Source organism: Stenotrophomonas sp. TWI273, from assembly GCF_039674765.1.
In the GTDB taxonomy this organism is placed as follows: Bacteria; Pseudomonadota; Gammaproteobacteria; order Xanthomonadales; family Xanthomonadaceae; genus Stenotrophomonas.
Map to the genome: position 1 here is coordinate 84044 of NZ_JBDJOA010000001.1, position 20358 is coordinate 104401.

Annotated in this window: 15 protein-coding genes; 6 read left to right on the plus strand and 9 right to left on the minus strand. The window is 66.8% G+C overall.

All coding sequences use genetic code 11. The features are described from left to right. Positions 1 to 154 precede the first annotated feature (154 nt). The 5 genes from ABE571_RS00305 (at position 155) to ABE571_RS00325 (ending at position 10497) form a co-directional block, all read left to right on the plus strand. Positions 155 to 658, plus strand: coding sequence for a CS1 type fimbrial major subunit (locus ABE571_RS00305; RefSeq protein WP_346480928.1), 504 nt, complete (start codon positions 155 to 157; stop codon positions 656 to 658). 51 nt (positions 659 to 709) lie between these two features. Next, entirely contained in the window at positions 710 to 3433 is a 2724-nt protein-coding gene (locus tag ABE571_RS00310; RefSeq protein WP_346492964.1) for a TcfC E-set like domain-containing protein, read from the plus strand. Beyond that, entirely contained in the window at positions 3430 to 4563 is a 1134-nt protein-coding gene (locus ABE571_RS00315; protein WP_346480930.1) for a CfaE/CblD family pilus tip adhesin, read from the plus strand. Before ABE571_RS00310 ends, ABE571_RS00315 begins: the two co-directional genes overlap by 4 nt. A 16-nt stretch (positions 4564 to 4579) precedes the next feature. Then, the gene (locus tag ABE571_RS00320; RefSeq protein WP_346492965.1) at positions 4580 to 5275 is read left to right on the plus strand and encodes a pilus assembly protein; all 696 of its coding nucleotides are present in this window, start codon (positions 4580 to 4582) and stop codon (positions 5273 to 5275) included. 68 nt (positions 5276 to 5343) lie between these two features. Further along, positions 5344 to 10497 carry an ESPR-type extended signal peptide-containing protein gene (locus ABE571_RS00325; protein ID WP_346492966.1) on the plus strand — a complete coding sequence of 1718 codons (5154 nt, stop codon included), beginning with the start codon at positions 5344 to 5346 and terminating at the stop codon, positions 10495 to 10497. Positions 10498 to 10738: 241 nt separating this feature from the next. Here ABE571_RS00325 and ABE571_RS00330 read toward each other — a convergent pair whose 3' ends face one another. Next, positions 10739 to 13093 (minus strand): ATP-binding protein, encoded by a 2355-nt coding sequence (locus tag ABE571_RS00330; protein WP_346492967.1) that lies wholly within the window; start codon positions 13091 to 13093, stop codon positions 10739 to 10741. 430 nt (positions 13094 to 13523) lie between these two features. Here ABE571_RS00330 and ABE571_RS00335 point away from each other — a divergent pair, with 430 nt between their 5' ends. Further along, positions 13524 to 13769: a hypothetical protein gene (locus ABE571_RS00335; RefSeq protein ID WP_346492968.1), complete on the plus strand. Its 246-nt coding sequence runs from the start codon at positions 13524 to 13526 to the stop codon at positions 13767 to 13769. 29 nt (positions 13770 to 13798) lie between these two features. Here the strand turns inward: ABE571_RS00335 and ABE571_RS00340 are convergent, their stop codons facing one another. The 8 genes from ABE571_RS00340 to mdcC form a co-directional block, all read right to left on the minus strand. Beyond that, entirely contained in the window at positions 13799 to 14518 is a 720-nt protein-coding gene (locus ABE571_RS00340; RefSeq protein ID WP_346480935.1) for a GntR family transcriptional regulator, read from the minus strand. 75 nt (positions 14519 to 14593) lie between these two features. Further along, positions 14594 to 15937: an SLC13 family permease gene (locus tag ABE571_RS00345; RefSeq protein ID WP_123729373.1), complete on the minus strand. Its 1344-nt coding sequence runs from the start codon at positions 15935 to 15937 to the stop codon at positions 14594 to 14596. An 87-nt stretch (positions 15938 to 16024) separates the two neighbouring features. Beyond that, positions 16025 to 16942, minus strand: coding sequence for a malonate decarboxylase subunit epsilon (gene mdcH, locus ABE571_RS00350; protein ID WP_346492969.1), 918 nt, complete (start codon positions 16940 to 16942; stop codon positions 16025 to 16027). After that, the gene (gene mdcB / locus ABE571_RS00355) at positions 16939 to 17805 is read right to left on the minus strand and encodes a triphosphoribosyl-dephospho-CoA synthase MdcB (RefSeq protein ID WP_313212165.1); all 867 of its coding nucleotides are present in this window, start codon (positions 17803 to 17805) and stop codon (positions 16939 to 16941) included. The genes mdcH and mdcB overlap by 4 nt, the downstream gene beginning before the upstream one ends. After that, positions 17802 to 18440, minus strand: coding sequence for a malonate decarboxylase holo-[acyl-carrier-protein] synthase (gene mdcG, locus ABE571_RS00360; protein WP_346492970.1), 639 nt, complete (start codon positions 18438 to 18440; stop codon positions 17802 to 17804). Before mdcG ends, mdcB begins: the two co-directional genes overlap by 4 nt. A 3-nt stretch (positions 18441 to 18443) precedes the next feature. After that, entirely contained in the window at positions 18444 to 19148 is a 705-nt protein-coding gene (gene mdcE, locus ABE571_RS00365; RefSeq protein ID WP_346492971.1) for a biotin-independent malonate decarboxylase subunit gamma, read from the minus strand. Next, positions 19139 to 20035 carry a biotin-independent malonate decarboxylase subunit beta gene (locus ABE571_RS00370; RefSeq protein ID WP_346492972.1) on the minus strand — a complete coding sequence of 299 codons (897 nt, stop codon included), beginning with the start codon at positions 20033 to 20035 and terminating at the stop codon, positions 19139 to 19141. Before ABE571_RS00370 ends, mdcE begins: the two co-directional genes overlap by 10 nt. Beyond that, entirely contained in the window at positions 20032 to 20352 is a 321-nt protein-coding gene (mdcC, locus tag ABE571_RS00375; protein ID WP_121036901.1) for a malonate decarboxylase acyl carrier protein, read from the minus strand. The genes ABE571_RS00370 and mdcC overlap by 4 nt, the downstream gene beginning before the upstream one ends. Positions 20353 to 20358: the final 6 nt, after the last annotated feature.

Sequence of the window (20358 nt, forward strand, 5' to 3'; positions counted from 1 at the left end):
AGTTCCGGGTCGTCATGGGAATTAGTCAAGTTGTTGCATGGTGCGTCGCAACCTGCACGCCTATCGTTGCCCCCTGTCTGCGAGGGTCGCACTGCGACACCCCACGCCTCGCGGGCAGTTACCTCCACGACACACTTGCCAAGGAACGAACGCAATGAACATCGTCAAGAAGCTCGCTTTCGCTGTAGCGCTGAGCACAGCATCACTGTCGGCCAACGCCGCCGAATCCCACATCAAGGTCTACACCGATGTCGACCTCACGCTGGCCCTGCTCAAGGCGGACGGTAGTCCGCTGTCGGACACCATGGAGATGGTCCACGTGCCCGGTGACGGCCTGCGCACGGTCACCGAACGCGTTCGTGTTTTCACCAACGATGAAAGCAAGGACATCGAAGTGAACGTGATGCACGACCCGGTGCTGGTGCTGCAGACCGGTACCGGCCCGTCCGTGCCACTGACCGTCAGCCTCAACAAGACGCCGCTGACCGTCGCGGCGAAGGACTTCCGGGCCTCGGATATCTTCGATGGTGCACTGCCGGGTGCATCGTTCATCATGGATCTGGATATCGCCCAGACCACCAAGGCCCCGCTGACCGTCGCCGGTACCTATGACGGCATCGTCAGCATCGCCATGAAGCAGAAGACCGCTTCGCCGTAATACCCCACGCCGGCCCGGATCCCGGGCCGGCGGCCTCAGGCCGTACTCCCCATGAAAGCTCACGCACCCGCCATTACCCGGCTGGCGCTGGCGCTCGCCTTGTCGTTGGCCACACCGCTGGTCGCCACGGGCGGCGTCCCCGCCGGTTTTGAAGACCTGGTTGCCGGCCAGACCGAGCAGCTTGATGTGCGCCTGTTCGGGCGCACGGCGGGCCTGTCGCCGGTGCGCGTCACTCTTGAGAGCGTGCAGCTGGAAGATCCGGCGCGCGTACTTGAGGCGCTCGACCTCTCTCCCGAGGCCCAGGCAGCACTGCTGCCGGCCCTCTCCGAGCCACTCCCGCGGAACAGCCATCTTGCCTGCCGTTACGGCGGCGGCAGCGCCGGCTGTGGCTATCTCGACCCACCCGAGGATCCCAACACCGTGCGTGCTCTCTACGACGAAGGCGAAGGCGCGGTGCGTCTGTTCGTTGCCCGCCAGTGGATCAGCGCCGAACCGGCCGCCGATCGCTTCCACCAGGTCAGCAGCAACGCCGAGAATGCGTTCCTGCACCAGCAGACCGTCAATTTCAGTGGCGGCCGTGGCTACCAGGCGCTGACCGCACAAGGTGCCGGCGCGCTGGGCGTGCTGCAGCGCGGCCACATCGCGGTGGACTGGAACTTCAACAGCCAGCAGTACCGCGGCAGCCGGCGCCGCCAGGATTTCCAGTTCGACAACGCCTACTACCGCCATGACCTGGGCCAGCAGCACTACCTGCAGGCCGGGCGCATGGACCGCCGCAACCTGTCCAGTCCCCAGGGCGGCACCTTCAGCTTCAGCCTGCTGCCGATGGACCGCTTCGCCGGCCTGCGCGTGGGCACCACCCAGGCCTACGTGGACGCCGAGGCTGCCGTGCAGGCGCTGCCGCTGACCGTGCTGCTGGCGCGCGACGCGCGCGTGGATGCCTTCGACGGCGAGCGCCTGCTGCAGACCTTCTACCTCCAGGCGGGCATCAACCAGCTTGATACCCGCCGCTTTCCGTTCGGCAGCTACAGCGTGACCCTGCGCATCTACGAAGACGGCGTGCTGGTGCGCAGCGAAGAGGCACCGTTCGACAAGGGCGGCGACTGGACCAACAGCAGCGTGCAGTGGTTCCTGCAGGGCGGCCGCCGCAGCGAGCGCCGCAGTGACCGTTTCGACGGCGAGATGGCGGCCATGGCCGGACTGCGCCTGCCGCTGGGGCGGACTACCGCCATCACCGCCGGTGTCGCCGACCTTGGCGGGGTCAGCTATGGCGAGCTGCGCGTGGACCTGCGCCATGCCTTCGCCACCCAGGACATCCGCGCCACCTTCAGTGGCCTGCAGGGCAGTGATGGCAGCACCGGCCAGCAGCATCAGTTGTCGTACCGTCGGCGCGCGTCCTGGAACCTGTACCAGCAGCGCATGCGCGGCAAGGCCTGCCAGTTCGAGGACGACGCGCGCGACCGGCTGGGCTGCGCCGATTCACTCAGTGCCTCGATGGCGCTGCCGCTTGCCGGCGGCAGTGCGTATGTGGCCTATACCCGGCGCCAGACCTGGAGCCGCGGGCGACTGCTTGGCGGGGACATCGACGACCCGTTGGCCGGACTGGACCCGCTGCTGCCGCCGTCGGAGCAGCGCTACAGCCGCGAGCCCAGTCTCACCCGCACCTGGCAGGCCAGCTACAACCGCGTGCAGCGCTGGCAGGAGTTCAGTATCTCCACCCGCGTCGGCGTGTGGCAGCAGCAGAGCCACAGCAGCCTGCGCGACGGCCGGGACCGCGGCATCTTCCTCAACCTCAGTCTGACCCGCCTGCAGCGCGGTGACCGCGGCACTTCGCAGCGCCGCTACGGTCTGGACGTGCGCCAGCCACAGCACGCGCGGCCGGAGGTCAACTACAGCGCCGGGCAGACCCTGCGCCAGGACGTGGAGGCGCAGTACCGCGAAGCCACCGTGGACCTGCGTGGCAACAACAGCGACCGCTACAGCGCCGCACTCAGCGCGCAGTTGCAGAACAGCATCGGCCACACCGGCGGCACGCTGGCCCACTACCAGCAGCGCGGCCGCACCGAGATGGCCTACAGTGCCACCCACAGCTCCGGCCTGGCGCTGGGCCGGCACGGCTTTTACTGGGGCGGCGGGCTGGGCGCCGAGGCCGGCCTGGCTGTGCAGGTGGACGACACCGACGATCTGGAACTGACCGGCGTCGCCGCCGAGCTGCAGGTGGGCGGTCTGCGCCGGCAACGGCTGGCACTCGGCGAGCGCCGCCTGTTGCCGCTGCCGGCCTACCAGAGCCACCGCGCCGAAGTGCAGGACGCCAGCGCCCTGAACAGCGATGCCGCCATCCGCGTGACCGGCGTGGGCGGCTCGCGCCCGGTCTTCCTGTCGCCCGGCCGGCTGGTGCAGATGCCGGTGCCGATCGAGGTGACCTACACCTTCATCGGCAACGCGCGCGACATTGCCGGGTTGCCGTTGGGCGGCGCCCGCATCCTCAATGCACCGGTGCCTGGCACCGGCAGCAACGGCGGCTTCGTAGCCGACTTCCCGCGTCGCGAACGCACCTTGTACCTGCTGCAGGAGGACCGCCTGTTGCAGTGTCCGCTGCAGGTGCGTGAGCGACGCAGCGTGGTGATGCTGGTGGGCACCGTGCAGTGCGAGCCGCTCGGCGTGGCGCAGTTGCCGGCGGAGATCCGCCAGCAGGCGCGGGTAACCCGATTACTGCAGGAGCAGGCCCTGCTGGCGGCCACGCCGCAGACGGCCTCTGCGGGAGGCACGCCATGAACCGGCGCGGTGTGTGGGTCGTGATGCTGCTGATGGCGCTGTTGGTGGTGATGCCGAAGGCGTGGGGGCAGCGGCCGCCGGAGACGCATCCGGTGAGTGCCACGCAGAACATTGTGATGTCGTGGGATCGGTCGGCGATGCCGGGGGATGTGGTGCTCTGGGCACCGAAAACCCTGTTGGCATATGACGGAAGCTCTCCTTTTCCTTACGCGGATGCACACCTGGTCTGTGTGTCCAGTTCAAACGCAAGCGAAGGAAAGTGTCCTGAATCCGGCTGGGATCTTGGAGCGAACGGAAGCGGAGACATTTGGCTCCAAGCCGTTGAAGCGCGTTCGGGTATGCGGACGGAGTTTCGACTGATCGGGAGCCTTCAAAGACCAGTCTCCGGAACTTCGTGCTACTTCGACTACTGGGACATATCTATCCGCCCGCTTTGGTCGGCCGTCCGGGAGGTCTGCGGTCGTCACCAGTCCGCAGGCATTGGCACCAGCTTGCTGATACCAAGCGAAGAGTTAGCGCGCTTGGTTGCCGGAAAGTGGAGTGCAACGCTGGTTATGAACATGCACGCAACCATTTCAGGTCCAGTACTGGCGAAGTACTCCTTCACATTCGATTTCACCATCACCGACCGCAACGCCGTCTCAATCTACTTCCCAGCCTTCCACCACATCGCCCCCCTGGTTCGGCTAAACGCCGCATACGACCCCATCGGCCGCACCGTCGGCGGACGCACCGTACTCGAGATGTGCCTCTACGACGGACTCGGCTCCCAGGCCCAGTACCTCGGCGTGACCGTGCGTGACCGCAGTGGCAAGCCGCCCGGTCCCGGTGGCTATTCGCTCTGGCATACCGATGGTGGCAGCGACGACACCCGTCGCCTGGATTACACCGTCACCCTGGACCATAACGGCGCCCCGGTGTCCATGCCCAACGGTGTGGAGCAACAGCTGCATGGCATCGATACCGCTCAGTTGCGGCTGGTGCTGTTGCCCGGCATGAGCCAACCGGTGTTCTGCGTGCCCACACCGATCACCTTCGATATTCCGCGCGTCCCCATTTCCACCCAGCAGGCCGGCACCTACTTCGGCGAGCTGCAGGTGGAGCTGCGCGTCCCCACGGTCACGCCCTGACCTTCCAGGAGCTTCCATGAAAATGCCAGTCCTTGTTCTGTTGTCCCTGTCGCTGCTGCTGGCGGCACCTGCACACGCCAATCTCACCGTGCACCCCATGCGCGCGGCGGTCGATGGCAAGCGCAGCACGCAGATCCGCATCTATTCCCAGTCCACCCAGCCGCAGTACATCCAGACCTCCTTGCGCCGTATCGTCGACGCCGCTGGCGACCAGGAGCATGAGGTCGACGTCGATCCCAGCGAAGCGGCCATCGCGGTCACGCCGGGCAAGTTTGCCCTGGCCGGCGGTGGCAATCGTCTGATCCGCGTGATTCCGCTGCAGCCCGTGCAGGCCGAGACCGCTTACCGCATCTACTTCGAGGGCGTGCGCGGTCCGGACGAACGCGACCAGGCCGCGGGCGAGGGCGCCCAGGCCAGCATTGGCGTGAACCTGGTGTGGGGGGCGTTGGTGAATGTATTGCCCGTCGACGGCACGGTGGACGTTCGTGTGCAAGGCGACCAGCTGCGCAACGTCGGCACGTTGCGCCTGGGCATCACCAGCATCGCCGACTGCGATGGCAGCCAATGCACCGCGCACGACCTGTCGCGCAGCCTGTATCCCGGCAGCGCACTGCCGCTGCCGTTCGCCATGCAGCCGGGCCACACCGTACAGCTGCGCTACCGGCTCACGCGCGATGGCAATCGTGAGCACGTGCAGACCCTCGCGCCCTGAATCCCCACACCTGCCTGCTGCGCAATGCCGGGCGGTTCCCATCTCGTTTCGTTCCCCAAGGAGTTCTCATGAACAAAATCTATCGCCGTGTCTGGTCCACCGCCCTGCAGTGCTGGGTAGTCGCCAGTGAGCTGGCCGCACGCAAAGGCAAGGCGGGGCGAGCAGCGAGCGCCACAGGTTTGACAGTGCTGCTCTCGATGCTCGCGCCAGATGCGATGGCCACCAAGCCCCCCGGCCAAGAGGAGGCGCAACATGAGCAAGCTATCCAAGAGTGGGCGGTCCGGGCGGCCCTGGGTTTACCTTCCGCAGACACCATATCGCCACGTCGCGCAATCGCCCCATTCGCGGGACCTACGCCTGTCTCACAACTTGCGCTTACCACAGACACGTCCTATGCCAACTCTACGGTCAACGGGAATCATCTCGTTGTGCTTGGCTCAAGGTCCAGCCTGACCGGCAACTTTTCGGTTGGGTACGGAAACCTCATCACGACACGTGGGGACAGCATTGTTGCCATCGGCTACAACGTCAAAGCCACCAATGGGGGTTACAACACTGCCGTCGGTACCAACGCGATTGCCAATGGAGTAGGGGCAACGGTCTACGGCAACGGCGCACAGGCACACTCGGAGAACTCCGTCGCCATGGGCAGCGGCGCCGTGACACACGACGGTGCCGGCATTGCCAAAATCGCCATCGGCGGCGATGCCTATGCCGGAAGTAGTGGTTGGACCGGCGCAATCGCCATTGGCGGTAATTCGCGAGCGGAGTACGACGGAATTGCCATCGGGCACGAGGCCAGCACCAGTGCCAATGGCACGGTTGCGTTGGGACGTGGCTCGGTGGCGTCCGTTGCCAACACCGTATCGGTGGGCAATGCAACCAGCAAGCGCCGGATCGTCAACGTGGCCAACGGCGACGTCAACACCACCAGCACCGACGCAGTAAACGGGCGGCAACTCAACGCGGTGAGTGTGGACGCCAGAACCGCTCTGGGTACCGCCAACACCGCCAAATCCACGGCGGACCGTGCCCTGGCAGCAACCGGCCTGGTCACCCAGACCTCCGCCAGCAGCGCCATCCGGGTGGGCGGTGCAAATACCGGCAGCGTGGTTGACGTGGCCAACCGCAACGGGGGCAAACGCCGCATCCAGAACATCGACAACGGCGTGTTGAGCGCCAGCAGCACGGATGCAGTGACCGGCCAACAGCTGCACGCCACCAACCAGGCCGTGACCACAGCCACCAGCACCGCTACGGCAGCCAAGACCGCTGCAGACGGAGCTGCGGCCAAGGCGACGGTGGCCGCCAACACCACGGCCACCGGCACCGCCATGACGGCGGCCAATAAAGCCACCGCCACCGGCACCGGCGCATTGGCCAGCGGCACCTCGGCCAAGGCGCAGGGGACGCACGCCACGGCGCTGGGCTTCAGTGCGCAGGCGACCGCCAACCAGGCCACGGCGGTTGGCCGCGAGGCGGTCGCGACCGGCAGCTACGCCACGGCAGTGGGGAACCTGGCCAAGGCAGGCGGGGGCAGTGCGCTGGCACTGGGCGATCGCAGCAGTGCCACCCATGGCAATGCGGTGGCCTTGGGCGCCGGCTCTGTCACCGCTTCGGACAATTCGGTTTCTGTGGGTAACGCCAGCGGGAAGCGCAAGATCCAGTACGTGGCGGACGGCTCCATCGGCGCGGGCAGTACCGATGCGGTCACCGGCAGCCAGCTGCACGCGACCAACACCCTCGTCGGCACCGCACAGAGCACCGCCACCAGTGCGCAGACCGCAGCGGGTGCCGCCCAGCGCACGGCCGATGCCCTGACCACCCGCGCAACCGCGTTGGAGGGCTTGGTCAGCCAGACGGCAGTCGCTGGCCCTGTGCGTCTTGGCGCGCAGAACACGGGCACGACGCTGGATGTGCGCAACAAATCCAACGCCAACCGCAAGATCAGCGGCGTGGCCGATGCAACGCTGAGCGCCACCAGCACCGAGGCGGTGACCGGCAAGCAGCTCGCGGCTACCAACACCAGCGTGACGGCAGCGCACAGCGCTGCGACGACGGCACAGACCGCCGCGACCGATGCACAGCGAACGGCGGACGGAGTAGTGACGCGTACGACGGCGCTGGAGGGCCTGGTCAGCCAGGTGTCGGCGACGGGCAACCTTCGCCTGGGTGGGCAGAACACCGGTACCGTTCTGGACGTCCGCAACAAGTCGAACGCGGCACGCAAACTGAGCGGCGTGGCTGATGGCACCGTGAGTGCCACCAGCACCGAAGCGGTAACCGGGAAGCAGCTCAATGTCACCAACACCAATGTGACCGCAGCGCAGAACGCGGCAGCCACTGCGCAAACGGCAGCAACTGCCGCACAGCGAACGGCGGACGGTGTGGTAGGCCGTGCGACGGCGCTGGAAGGCCTGGTCAGCCAGGTCTCAGCAAGCGGAAACCTGCGCTTGGGTGCTCAAAACACCGGCACCACGCTGGACCTGCGCAACAAGTCCAATGCAGCGCGCAAGCTGAGCGGTGTGGCGGATGGCACCCTGAGTGCGACCAGTACCGACGCGGTTACAGGCAAGCAGTTGTTCGGTACCCAGCAGAAAGTGACGGCCCAGGAAGGGGTGCTGGCGACGCACGCCTTGCAGCTGTCCGGGCAGGATGGGCGCATCACGGGCAACCGTCGTGACCTGGATGCGTTGCGTACCGAATTCGAGAACTTCGATCCCGACTTGGACGGTGTGGTGAAGTTTGCTGCGGATGGTAGCATCGATATGAATGGTGGACGGGTGCGTGGACTGGCTGCGGGCGATGTGAGCTCGGCGGCGAGTACGGATGCGGTGAACGGTGGACAGTTGTTCGCGACAAACGAGCGCTTGAGCGGGTTGGAGTCGGATGCACGCCTCATTGCCCTCGGCCAAGAACTCAATTCCGAAGCAGCGGAGGCCGGCATATTCGGCGTCGCGATCGGAAATGGCGCACAGGCGTCAATGGCGTCTGAGGGCGGCACTGCAATCGGAAGCTACTCCAGTTCATTGGCAACTAACTCCGTCGCTTTAGGTCGGGGAGCCATGGTAAAGGAGGCTGCTACTGCAGGATTCGCGCTAGGGGCGGGGACAGAAGTCGAACGTGAGTTTGGCGTGGCTCTCGGCGCTTATGCGAAAGTCAGGGCGAACGCTGCTGGTTCGATTGCGCTTGGTGCGTACTCTGAAGCTCTTGAAGATAATGTCGTTTCCGTTGGCAATTTGACTACCAAGCGGCGAATAGTCAACGTTTCGCGAGGTAGGTCGACAAGTGATGCTGCATCCGTCGGGCAGTTGCATGATTCTTTGGAAACTCTTGGTGGAAATGCAGGGATTGATGCCAATGGCGAAGTCATTTCCCCCACCTACACCGTCCAAGGGGATACTCAAAAGACCGTGGGCGATGCGCTATCTGCTCTGGACAACGCGGTGGTCAACGGTGACGCGCGAGTGGGATCGATTGAATATCAACTGCGCTCGGTTTTCCAATCAAGCCCATCGGTCCAAGCTGACGGTATCAATCACGTCGTCTTGGCTGGGGCGGGAGGTGCAATCCTGACTAATCTTGCAGACGGGCGCGTGGGGCCCGGTAGTCGGGATGCAGTTAATGGGAGTCAGCTACATGCTGTAAAGCAGGATATAGCCGAAAATCGAACTGCGCTGGATGAACTCCGTGGGGAAGATGCATCTCTGAACAATCTGGGCAGCGGACGTACTAGCACATCAGCTGGTGCGGTCGACTTCGGCGGATCGACAGTCACGGGCGTGGCTGACGGAGTAATTGCGAATGGGAGCCGTGATGTGATTAATGGCTCCCAGCTGTACTCCACGAATTCACGCCTTGGAGAACTCGAAGTCGGCAGCCGCTACGTTGCCGTGTGGGCTGATGGCGAAAGCCAGGCGGCTCAGGCGGGAAAGATGGGCGTTGCAATTGGCGATGGCTCGTTTACGTCCTCGTCAGAGGGGGGGACAGCAATAGGTAGCTATACCTCAGCGCAGGCGAGAGACTCGGTTGCCTTAGGCCGCGGTGCAAATGTAGGATCTTCGGGCGACAGGGGATTTGCTGCTCTAGTTGGATCGAACGTCTACTCCGTCGATGGCATTGCATTGGGGGCGTACTCTCGCGTCGAAGCGGGTGCCGAAGGGAGCCTTGCGCTTGGATCGTCCTCGATCGCCAGGGAAGCAGGTGTCGTGTCTTTTGGGCACAGCAATCTGCAACGGCGGCTGATTAACGTCGCAGATGGGCGTAGCCCCAGTGATGCAGCCACTGTCTCCCAGCTCGACAGAGCTCTGTCCACATTGGGCGGCGGTGCAAGTATTGATTCCGTCGGCAATGTTGTAGGTTCGACGTTCGCCGTACAAGGCGGCTTGCAGCAAACCGTGGGCGACGCTCTGACCGCGCTAGACAGTGCCGTGATATCCAACAGTACCCGCGTCGGCAACGTCGAGCACCAACTTCGCTCGGTCTTCCAGGACAGCCCCGCCACCCGCACTGACGGCCTCAACCAGCTCAACCTGGCCGGCGCCAACGGCATGGTGCTCGGCAACGTGGCCAACGGTCTGATCGCACCCGGCAGCCGGGATGCGGTCAACGGCGGCCAGTTGCATGCCATGGAGCAGCGCCTGGATGGCCGCATCGACGGTCTGGAACAGCGCGTTGACACCCCGCTGCAAGGTCGCGCAATGGCGACCGCCAGTGCACCTACGCCGCCCGTGGCTGCGGAGGAGGAAGGCAGTGGCGCGGCATCGGGTACGCCGGAGGCCGCCTCTGCCGGAGATGGTGGGGGTCGCATCGCCAGTGCCGACGAAGGCGGCAAGCCGTCCAAGGCCGACGCACCGGCCCCTGCACCCACTCCCACGCCGCAGGTCAGCACCGCCGATCTGGAGAAGATGCTCGCCCGCGCCAACGAGTACACCGATGACGCGATCAAAGGGGTCGAACAGCGTCTGGACAAGATGGACAAGCGCTTCAACCGGCTGGCGGCGATGAACAGCGCGCAGAGCGCGATGGCCATGAACACCGCCGGCCTGGCCACCTACAACCGCCTCGGTGCCGGCGTAGGCTACAGCGATGGCGAGTCGGCCATGGCCGTGGGTTACCAGCGGGTGCTCAACGAGAAGGGCTCGGCCACCTTCAGCCTCAACGGCGCGTTTACCAACAGCGGTGAGCAGAGCGTTGGCCTGGGTGTTGGTATCGGTTGGTAATCGCCCCGGCATTGCGGGTTCCAGCACTCCCCGGTTCGCATCTGCGCGCCGGGGAGTCTGCGTTTTGGGGCCTGCTTGCGCGGGTTTCCGCGAATGGCCTGGCCCTGCTGCGGCCGGGTCTTCGCCGGTCGGAGACAACCGATGACCGCCCCCCGTGGCGCCCTCGCGGGTGGGCAGCTGCCGATCTCCAGAGAACGCGCCCCGCCGTCAGGGGCGCGACCCCGCGGGCCCTGCGTGCGGCTCAGCCTGACGAAGTCGGGGGGTGCGTGTCGCCGCCGTTGGCAGCATCACGCAGGCGGGCGAGCAGGATCGCCAACTGCGTCAGGTCTTGATCGGCTGGGTCGCCATTGATCGCGTGGATCTTCAGACAGGTCTGCAGCGCGCATATCGCAGCAACCGCATTCTTGTCGCCGACCATCGACGCTGCGCCCTGGATGCGGTGTGCCATGGCCAGTGCGCGCCGCCAGTTGCCCGCGGCGATCACCGTTTCCAGATCGGTGAGGTCCACCTGCATCTGGGTGGCATAGATCGCCATGACATCCAGCCCGTGTGCACCGCCGACAGGGGCCGCGCGGGGCGCCGGCGACGGCCCCGGCCGCACGGCAGCATCGAACTCGCACCACGCCACCGGTTTGGATAGAAAGCGGTGCACATCGGTGCCCGCATAACCTTGGCGATCGCCGTCTTCCGTTGCGCCGGACAGGGAGATCAGGCGGGCGGCCGGCCAGCCGTGACGGCTTTCCATGCGCCTGATGGCAACGGCAATGGCGCTTCCGGTCTGGTCCATCAGGTCGCCGTCCAGCGTGATCAGCGCGAACGGACCCTCCGCAGCGAGGCTGGCCAGGGCACTGGCGCCGGTGTGGGCCATCGAGACCTCGAACTGCTGACTGTGCAGCCTGCGCCGGATGATCTCGGCAATGGCTGGCTGATCCTCGATCACCAGCGCCCGTGGGCAATCCAGGGTTGCCGCCGGTGCTGCAGTGGTTGCCTCGCGCCGCCCGCGCAACGTGGCGATGAACGTCGAGCCGCGGCCGAGCTTGCTGACCACGGCGATGTCACCGCCCTGGCTGATGGCGATCCGGCGGCACAAGCTCAACCCGATGCCGGTGCCCAGCTTGCGCCGGCCCTGGGCGGTGCCACTGAACGCCAGGAAGATGCGTTCGATATCTTCCGTGGCAATGCCCGGGCCGGTGTCAGTGACCCGCATGCTGATCTGGCCGAGCTCGCCGACGCCGCGCAGGAAGCCCAGTCGGACGCCGATCACCCCGGTGTCCGAGAACTTGATGGCGTTGGAGATCAGATTGCTGGCAATGTGGTGGAGGGCACGCGCATCGCACTGCGTGACCGTGGCATCGGGCCCTTCCAGGGCCAGGCGCAGCTGCAGTCCCTTGGACAGCGCCAGCGGCCGCATTCCGGAGATGCACTCCACCAGCACGGCATGCGCGCGATGGCAGGCGCCGGCGCTGTGACGATGGGTGGCCTCGTGAAACATGAATTCCAGGGCATTGGTCAGCGTGTGCCGCAAGGCATCGGCGGCCGAGCGCGCGGATGCGAAATGCTGTTCGCGCAAAGGTTGCACCGGCTCGGCCTCGGCAAGGTCGATCGCCGAGATCACGGACGACGCACTGTTGCGGAGCTCATGGTTGACCAGCGTCAGGATGCGGGCGGCCTCGGCCTGGCGGGCGGCGGCGCGGCGTGTCATGCGATAGGCCCGCAGCATGCTCAGCAGGATCGTCAGCATCACCAGGCAGCAGACCACGATGGGGACGCGGTAGTAGAGGGCGACCGCGCGGATCGTGGGCGGCGCGCGGTAGATGGCATCGAGCGTACGCTCGAGGATGTCGGTGTGGATGGTCGAGGGCAGCGCACCCAGTGCGTCGTGGGCTGCGGCAACATCGGCCGCACGCCGCGGCACCGATGCCACGCGCAGCTCCACCGGTGGCGCATCGGGCGCGGGGTGCACCTGCAGGATGGCATTGTGATCGCGCCGGGTCAGTGGCACCAGAATGGCATCGCCGCCCAGTGCCGCGTCGGCCGTGCCGCTGTCCAGCGCCGCCAGCATGTCGCCCGGTGAGGCCATGGGCAGGACCTGGATGCCTGGATGGTTGCGTGCCAGAAAGGCGCGGTACTCGCCATTGTCGATCACTGCCAAGCGGCGACCCGCCAATGCGGCGAGCGGAGCGTGATCCGAACTGCGGCGAGTGACCAGCACGGAAGTGCCGGTGTAGAACGGTGCGGAGACGACCGCCGAGGCCGGCAGCAGTGCGCGGGTCGACGGCAGCGAGAATGCGACGCCATCCACCTCACCGGTCCGAAGCAGGTCGATGGCACGCTCGATGGAGGGCGAGCGGTGCAGCTCGAGCCGGATGCCAACATGGGCCTCCAGCGCTTCTGCGTAGGCGCTCGGCCCTCCGTTCAATGGCGACCCACCGAGACCATACGGCGTCGCCATCTGCGGGCCGATCGCCAGCCGGAACACCGGGCGGCGATGGGACGGCGTGGCCAGCGCCAGCAGGACCAGGCAAAGAATGACGGCGGCGATGCCGCTGAACAACAGGAGGGCGCCGAGGGCGCGCGATGGGGCGACGGTGGTCACATGGATATCTCTAAGGGTCCGGCGACTACCGCGCGCAGAACGCGAGGGCAAGCGCATGTTCGTCAGAGATACACGCCCCGCACCGGTCACGATATGCAACGAGTACGAAAGCCGCAGTAGCGCACGGCGTTGCAGCGCGTCGCATGGCGCGCCTATGAAATAGTCCTTGCCTATCGGGGATGCCCCGACGGGTGCCGCGGATGGACGTCTCAATCAGCTGGACAGGGTAGATGCCGCACATCGCCGTGACGTTGCCGTTCTCATCGATTATTGCGCGCTACCGCGTCGCGCTGGAAGGCCATGCGCCTGGACGCGCGGCCGGTGGCGTGAGTGGCCCTGCGCGATGCTCTCGTGGCCATCACGATCAATCCACGCCCTGCTGCTGCGCACCTGCCTAAGATCGAGGCACCCCAAAGGATGTTTCCGCACCATGACCACCGCACTGCAGGATCTCGACGCACTTGAGCCGATCGATATCGACGGGCTCAAGGCACAGGGCGTGCCACCGGTCGCCCAGTATCTGGTCGACCAGGAAAAATTCGTGCTGCTCGGGGGGGAGCGGGGGATCTATCATCTGGCCGGGACGGACACGGTCTGTTACTTCACCAGCCTGGATCAGATCCGCCTGCACCTGTTGGGCCAATCACTGACCCGGCTGACGGTGGAGCTGGCATAGCGGCGTCGTCCGAGCGCGCTGCTGCGCGACTAGAGGCCACCCTGCCGGGGCAGCGGCGCGGGCACGTTCAACTGGCCACCGGCTGCCACATAGGCCGCCAATGCTTCGCCTTGACTGAGCAGATGGCGGTTCATCATCTGCTCGGCGGCTTCGGCATCACGGTTGCGGATGCATGCCATCAAGGCGCGATGCTCGGCCAGTGACTGGGCCATGCGGCCCGGCGTGAGCAACTGGCGGCCGCGATGCATCTTCAGGATGCGATGCAGGTCGTGGGTGACGCGGATCAGCCACGGGTTGCCGGCATGGGTCTGCAGGCTTTCGTGGATCAGATAGTTGTTGCGGTAGTACTCGGCCAGGTCGCCCGCGGCCGCGGCGACTTCCATGGCATCGTGCAGCGCCTGCAGCTGGACCACGCCCGCTTCATCGATGCGCTTGACCGCCTCATGCACGCAGCGGCCTTCCAGCATCGCCATCACCGGAAAAAGCTGGTTGAGGTCTTCCAGGGTCAGCCGGGTGACCCGGCTGCCGCGGCCCGCATCGAGCTGCACCAGGCCTTCAGCGGCCAGTAGCTTCAGGCTCTCGCGCAGCGGGGTGCGGCTGATGCCCAGTTCTTCGGCGAGCAGCGGCTCGTCGATCCATTCACCCGGTGGCAGCTCGTAGTCGTAGATCTTCTGGCGCAGCCGCTCGGCCACTTCTTCATAAAGCGGCACGCGTTTCTTGGACAGGCGGGGACCAGGGGCCAGGGGCATGGCAGGGCTTCATGGGCAGGTGTGCAGCATTCTACCGGGTCATGGCGGGCCTGCCGGTGCAGACCCGCCGTGCGCTTACATCCAGCCCGGCACGACGAACAGCAGCCATGCCAGCAGCGGACCGAAGGCCACCACCAGGCCGCTGTAGACCAGGAAGCGACGGAACAGGGCTTCGCGCTCTTCCTTCGCCGCCGAGGCAACCACCAGTGCGCCGTTGGTCGAGAACGGGCTGACGTCCACCACGGTGGAGGAGATCGCCAGTGCGCAGATCACACCGGCAGCGCTGAGATGCCCCTGCATCAGGAACGGCACCGCCAGTGGAATCGTGGCGCCCAGCACCGCCGCCGAGGAGGCGAACGCCGAGACGATGCCACCGACGTAGCAGACCAGCAGCGCGCCCAGCAGCGGGATGCCGATCGCACCCACGCCATGGCCGATGTAGTCCACCGCGCCGGCCTGCTGCAGTACGGCCACGTAGGTAACCACGCCGCTGATCAGCAGCACGGTCGACCAGCTGATGCCATCCACCGCGCCCTTCTGCGAGTTCGGCGAGAGCAGGGCCAGCACCACCGCGACGGTGATCGAGACCAGGCCGACGTTGAGGTTGTAGACCAGGGCCGCGATGCCCAGCCCGAGCAGGCCGATCAGGGTGAACACGCGCTCGCGGTTGATGCGCACGTCATCCAGCGCATCCGGATCATTGGAGAGCGTGCCACCGCCCGCCGAGACCAGGGCGCCGTGGCCTTCGATCGCAAACTGGCGCGAGGACGCCTGGCTGCCGGCGATCAACGGCTCGGTCGCGGTTGGTGCGCGACGCATCAGGGCCAGCCCGCCAAAGGCGAAGAAGCAGATGATCCCCATCAGCAGGTTGAAGCCCAGGCTGGTCAGGAACACGGCCATTTCCGTGACTTCAAGGCCAGCTTTCTGCACCACCTGGTTGGTGATGCCGCCATACACGCTGATCGGCGAGAAGCCACCTGCCTGCGCGCCGTGGATCACCAGCAGGCCCATCATCAGCGGGTTGATCTTGTACTGCTTGGCAAAGCGCAGCGCGACCGGGCCGATAATGGCCACTGCGGCCGGGCCGAGCGCACCGAAGGCGGTCAGCACCGCGGTGACGACGAACATCACCCACGGAATGGCGACGATATGCCCGCGCACCGCCTTGACCGCCCAGTGCACGAGCAGATCGATGGTGCCGTTCTTCTGCGCGATGGCGAACAGGTAGGTGATGCCGACCAGGGTCAGGAACAGGTCGCCCGGGAAGCCGGCCAACACCTCCTTGCCCTCCATCCCGACGAACAGGCCGCCGATGATGAAGGCCAGCGCGAATGCCACGGCACCCATGTTGATGGGCAGGGCCGTGGCCACGATGAACATGATCACCAAGCCGATGATCGTTGCGATTTGCGGACTCATGCGCCCTCCCGAGACACTTGATACGCGTGCAGCATGATGGCGACCCGCCATCGAGGGTTACGGGGTGCAACGGTTACCGGCGGACCCTCATGCGCGTGCGCATGCGCGGTCCACCCACTCCAGGACGCCCTCCAGCGTCTGGAAATCCTCGACGGAACGCGCCTCCTGCTGCGGGTGCAGGTCGCGAACCCGGCGGCTGAGCGCCGCGCCCGGGCCCAGCTCCAGGAAGACGCGCCCACCGCGCTCGACCGCCTGCTGCAGCACGTCCTGCCATTGCACCGGCTGGGCGATCTGCGCCGACAACGTCGCCACGACACGGCTGACGTCACTGACCAGGCGGCCATCGATGCCGGCCAGCAGGCGCAGCAGGGGTGCGTGCAGTGGGAGTGCGCGCAACGGCTTCTCAAAGCCCAGCGCCGCTGCGGCCAGCAACGGGGTATGCGCGGGCACGTCCACCGGCAGCGGGACGGTCCGGGCACCGTGGGCAGCCACGTCAGCGGCGACGGCCTCCAGCGCAGGCCGCAGGCCGCCGAGGACCACGTGATCGGGCCCATTGACGATGGCCAGGAACACCCCGTGCGTCACGCACAGACGTGCGATGCGACGTTCGTCCAGCCCGATCACCGCCAGCAGACCGGCATCGGCCGGCGCTGCAGCGTCCATCAACCGGGCACGCTCGCGCGACAGGGCCAGACAGGTGGCCGTGTCGACGCTGCCCGCCACCGCGTGCGCGGCCAGCTCGCCGGCGCTGTAGCCGGCGACGGCGGTGATGGGCGGCAGCTGCGTCTGCAGCGCCGCCCAATGTGCCAGCGCCGCGGCGCAGACCAGCGGCTGGGCCACTGCGTTGTGGAAGCGCGATGGGTCGGCCGCCAATGGTTCGACCGGTGCGCCGAGGAGCGCGCTGGCCAGATCGAGCACCGGCTGCGCCTGCGGATTCCCGCGCACCCGCTTGAACATATCCGGATGCTGGCCGCCTTGACCGGGACAGAGCAGGACCAGGCTCATGCGCGCTCCTGCAGGTGCAGGAACCACGCGCAGGCCAGCAGATCGGCACTGCCGCCCGGGCTGAGCCGACGTGCTTGGAATGCGTCGCACACCGGCCCCAGCCGTGCCCGCCAGCCGGATTCCAGCGCGCCGCCCTCGGCGAGGAAGCGACGTGCCTGCTGCTGTGCAAAGGCCAGCCCGCGTTCACCGCCGCGATGCAGGAGGTTGAGATCGGTAGTGACCGCGACGAGCGACATCAGTGTCTGCACCATCGCGGCCTGCCGGTCAGCGGTGGCGCGCAGGGTGGCCTGCAGGGTGGGCAGGGCGACCTCGCGCAGCAGCGGGAATCCCTGCGCCGCCTGTTCGCGCACGCCGGGCACGCCATGCCGCTGGCGGGCGCGCTGGCCAGGGCTGGCGCTGTTCAACGGTGCGGCGAGCAGCGCGGGCGCCCAGTACCCGCGTACCGCATGACAGACCGCAGTGCCTCGAGGCGCAGCATGCTCGACATGACGCAGACGCGCGGACGCGGCGACCAGCAGGCCGAGACTGAAAATCGCGCCGCGATGGGTGTTGATGCCACCCGTCGCCCGCAGCATTGCGGTTTCCGCCTCGATGCCGAGCATGCGCAGATGATCGAACGGCGCGTTGTGCGCACCGGCGGCGGCGACCGCCACGAAGTAGCCACGCAGCGCGAACAGGCTGCGCAGGAAGGTGGCCGCGTCCATGTCATCGTGGCTGCCGCGGCTCCATGGCGTGACCAGCCCGGGTTTGGGGGCGCAGGCCAGTTCGGCATGCAGGCTGGTGATCGCCATCCGGGCCAGCCGATGCGCAGCCGCCGTGGGGGAGGGCGGTGGCAACGGGGCGGGGCGGGGCACGGCGTTCATGCGGCCACCGGCTGCGTGAGCAGGGCATCGCGTGTGGACAACCAGCAGGCGTCATCCGATTTGACGAGGAGGCGGGCGGCATCGCCGGTGTACTCGCGCCAGCTCACGGAACGCCCGGCGGGGAAGCGCAGCTCGCCATCGATGCGCAGGCCGTGCTCGCGTTCCCAGCGCCGCATGCGTTCGGTGAGCGCCGCGGCATGCGCGTGATCGGTGATCTCCCAGAGCAGGTCCAGATCGGAGCCGGCGTGCAGATACGGCAGGCCGGTCAGGCCCTGCCAGGCGAAGCTGCCGAACACGCGGGGCGGTCGGGTGGGTTCGAGCAGGTCGGCCAGCAAAGGGCGCAGTGCATCGCGCCAGGGGGCGGACAGTGCTTTGGCGACCTCGGCCAGCAACGGCGGCGGTGCGGTGCGCTGCACGTGGATGCGTTCGACCCGCAGAGACAGCCGCTGGCGCCGCTCGGCCAAGGGCAACGGCACGCCCAGCCGCAGCTGATCGCCATCAGTGACCGGATCGCGTCGCGCCACGACAAAGGGCAGGCGCGCTTGGGCCCACGCCCGCAGGCGCGCATCCGCGCCCGGGGTCAGCACCTGCCACGGTGCCTGCGGAGCGAGCCAGACCAGGTCGTGACGGCGCATGGTTCAGGCCTCGCCTGCGGCCACGGCAGCGGCGACATCGCGCGCCAACAGGCGGCCACCACGCTCGGCGCCACGGGCGCGACGCTGATCGCCGGAGACAGGCGCGTGGAGCGCATCGACCAGGGCCTGCGCCAGATCGCCCTCCCAGACGGCCTCCACCGCGCCCATGCGTACGTAGTTCTCCACGCCCGGCGCGAACACCGGCGAGCTCTGGCTCAGCGCCTGCAGTTTCTCAAGCGGCTGTTTGGTGACGCGCGCCATCGCGCGCAGATCCATCACGCGCACCTGCGCTTCGGGCAGGGCATAGATGCGGTCGGCCATCAGCCCGAACGACAGGAAACCGCCGCTGACGGATTCACCGTAGACCAGGCTGACCAGCGGCGCACCGCGGCGGCGGGCCAGATCCAGCGTACGCGCCAGGTGCGCGAAGTAGCTGTTGATGCCGAGCATTTCATCGCGGCGCGCCAAACGCTGACCGGCGGTATCGACGAGCATCACGATCGGCCGCTGCGGGTGCGCGCGGGTGCTGGCGAGCACGGTGGCTGCCAGCGCGAGTGCGTGGTCGACACCCACCTCCAGCTTGTTGGCGGTGCCGATGACGGTGACGTCGCCGGCAGCGGTGGTGGCCGTACCGCCCAGTACATCGTCATCGCGGGTGACCGCATGGCCGAGCGGGAACAGCGCATCCAGCAGCGGGGTCAGTTCCATGGCAGGCTCCTATCCTTGACGGCATCAAGGAAGTCAGCGGTGTCCAGCAGGGGCAGCCGCCCGGCATCGGCGATGCCCTGCAGCGTCCAGACCTCCAGGCCATCGCGGCAGCCGCCATAGGCCTGCAGCCGCGCGCCCAGCTGGGCGTGTGCCTGATCGAGGGCCTGCAACGGGTCTTCGGTCTCTGTGTGGGCGTCGATGAGTGACAGTGCCGCCTCGGTAAACGCCTCGATGCGATCCGGAACCAACTGCACGGCGTCGCCGATCAGATAGCGGTGTTTGCCGCCGGTCACGCGCCACACCAGGGCACGGTCGCGCGAGTCGAACTCTTCCACGCCGCGTACGGTCTCGATCACTTCCGGGCCGGACAACGAGAGACGGCCTTCTTCGGACATCACCACCGCCGTGCAGCAGCGGGCAACGATGCCCATCCCACCGAATGCCCCGTTGCCGCTGCCGATCAGGGCGAACACGGGAATCCCGGCGGCACGGGTGGCCAATACCGCCCGCATGATCTCGGAGATGGCGACCAGGCCGGCGTTGGCTTCATGCAGCCGCACGCCGCCACTGTCGAGCAGCAGCAGCACCGCCTCCGGGCGCACCGCAACGGCACGCTCCAGCAGCCCGGTGAGCTTGGCGCCGTGCACTTCGCCGACGCCACCCCCCATGAACTGGCCCTGCTGCGCAGCGATCAGGACATGACGACCGCTCAAGCCGCCCGTGCCGACCACGATGCCGTCATCGAAGGCACCGGGCTGATCCAGCTGGGCCAGGTGTGGGCTGATGATGCGGCGGGCCGGGCCCACGAACTCGCTGAAGCTGCCGGCATCGAGCAGTCCGTGGATACGCTCGCGGGCATCGGCCTCGTAAAAGCTGTGACTGCTCACGCGGCGTCTCCTTCCTGCAGGGTTTCCAGCGCCTGCTGCAGCCGCAGGCTGACCACCGCCGGTGTCGCGCCGGCATCGTTGATCGACAACCGCACGTTGCGCAGCGGGTGGCGCGCGGCAAAGTCGGCCAGCACGGCCTGCCAGATGGTGTCGAAGCCGGTGGCCGAGGTGATCACCTCGATCTCCATCGCACCGTCCAGCGGGGTGGGTTCGATCAGCACTTCCAGATTGCCCGAGGCGACCACGCCGACCAGCGCGTGATGGTCGCGCTCGGTGAGATCGTGCTGCCCGGGGAAGCGATAACGCAGGGTTTCCATGGCGTG

What these genes read in the sequence shown, in the direction of transcription:
- ABE571_RS00315 (WP_346480930.1), top strand. Translation starts at nt 3,430, where the DNA reads ATGAACCGGCGCGGTGTGTGGGTCGTGATGCTGCTGATGGCGCTGTTG.
- ABE571_RS00340 (WP_346480935.1), bottom strand. Translation starts at nt 14,518, where the DNA reads ATGCCCCTGGCCCCTGGTCCCCGCCTGTCCAAGAAACGCGTGCCGCTT.
- ABE571_RS00310 (WP_346492964.1), top strand. Translation starts at nt 710, where the DNA reads ATGAAAGCTCACGCACCCGCCATTACCCGGCTGGCGCTGGCGCTCGCC.
- mdcC (WP_121036901.1), bottom strand. Translation starts at nt 20,352, where the DNA reads ATGGAAACCCTGCGTTATCGCTTCCCCGGGCAGCACGATCTCACCGAG.
- ABE571_RS00325 (WP_346492966.1), top strand. Translation starts at nt 5,344, where the DNA reads ATGAACAAAATCTATCGCCGTGTCTGGTCCACCGCCCTGCAGTGCTGG.
- ABE571_RS00335 (WP_346492968.1), top strand. Translation starts at nt 13,524, where the DNA reads ATGACCACCGCACTGCAGGATCTCGACGCACTTGAGCCGATCGATATC.
- mdcE (WP_346492971.1), bottom strand. Translation starts at nt 19,148, where the DNA reads ATGGAACTGACCCCGCTGCTGGATGCGCTGTTCCCGCTCGGCCATGCG.
- ABE571_RS00320 (WP_346492965.1), top strand. Translation starts at nt 4,580, where the DNA reads ATGAAAATGCCAGTCCTTGTTCTGTTGTCCCTGTCGCTGCTGCTGGCG.
- mdcB (WP_313212165.1), bottom strand. Translation starts at nt 17,805, where the DNA reads ATGAACGCCGTGCCCCGCCCCGCCCCGTTGCCACCGCCCTCCCCCACG.
- mdcH (WP_346492969.1), bottom strand. Translation starts at nt 16,942, where the DNA reads ATGAGCCTGGTCCTGCTCTGTCCCGGTCAAGGCGGCCAGCATCCGGAT.
- ABE571_RS00305 (WP_346480928.1), top strand. Translation starts at nt 155, where the DNA reads ATGAACATCGTCAAGAAGCTCGCTTTCGCTGTAGCGCTGAGCACAGCA.
- ABE571_RS00345 (WP_123729373.1), bottom strand. Translation starts at nt 15,937, where the DNA reads ATGAGTCCGCAAATCGCAACGATCATCGGCTTGGTGATCATGTTCATC.
- mdcG (WP_346492970.1), bottom strand. Translation starts at nt 18,440, where the DNA reads ATGCGCCGTCACGACCTGGTCTGGCTCGCTCCGCAGGCACCGTGGCAG.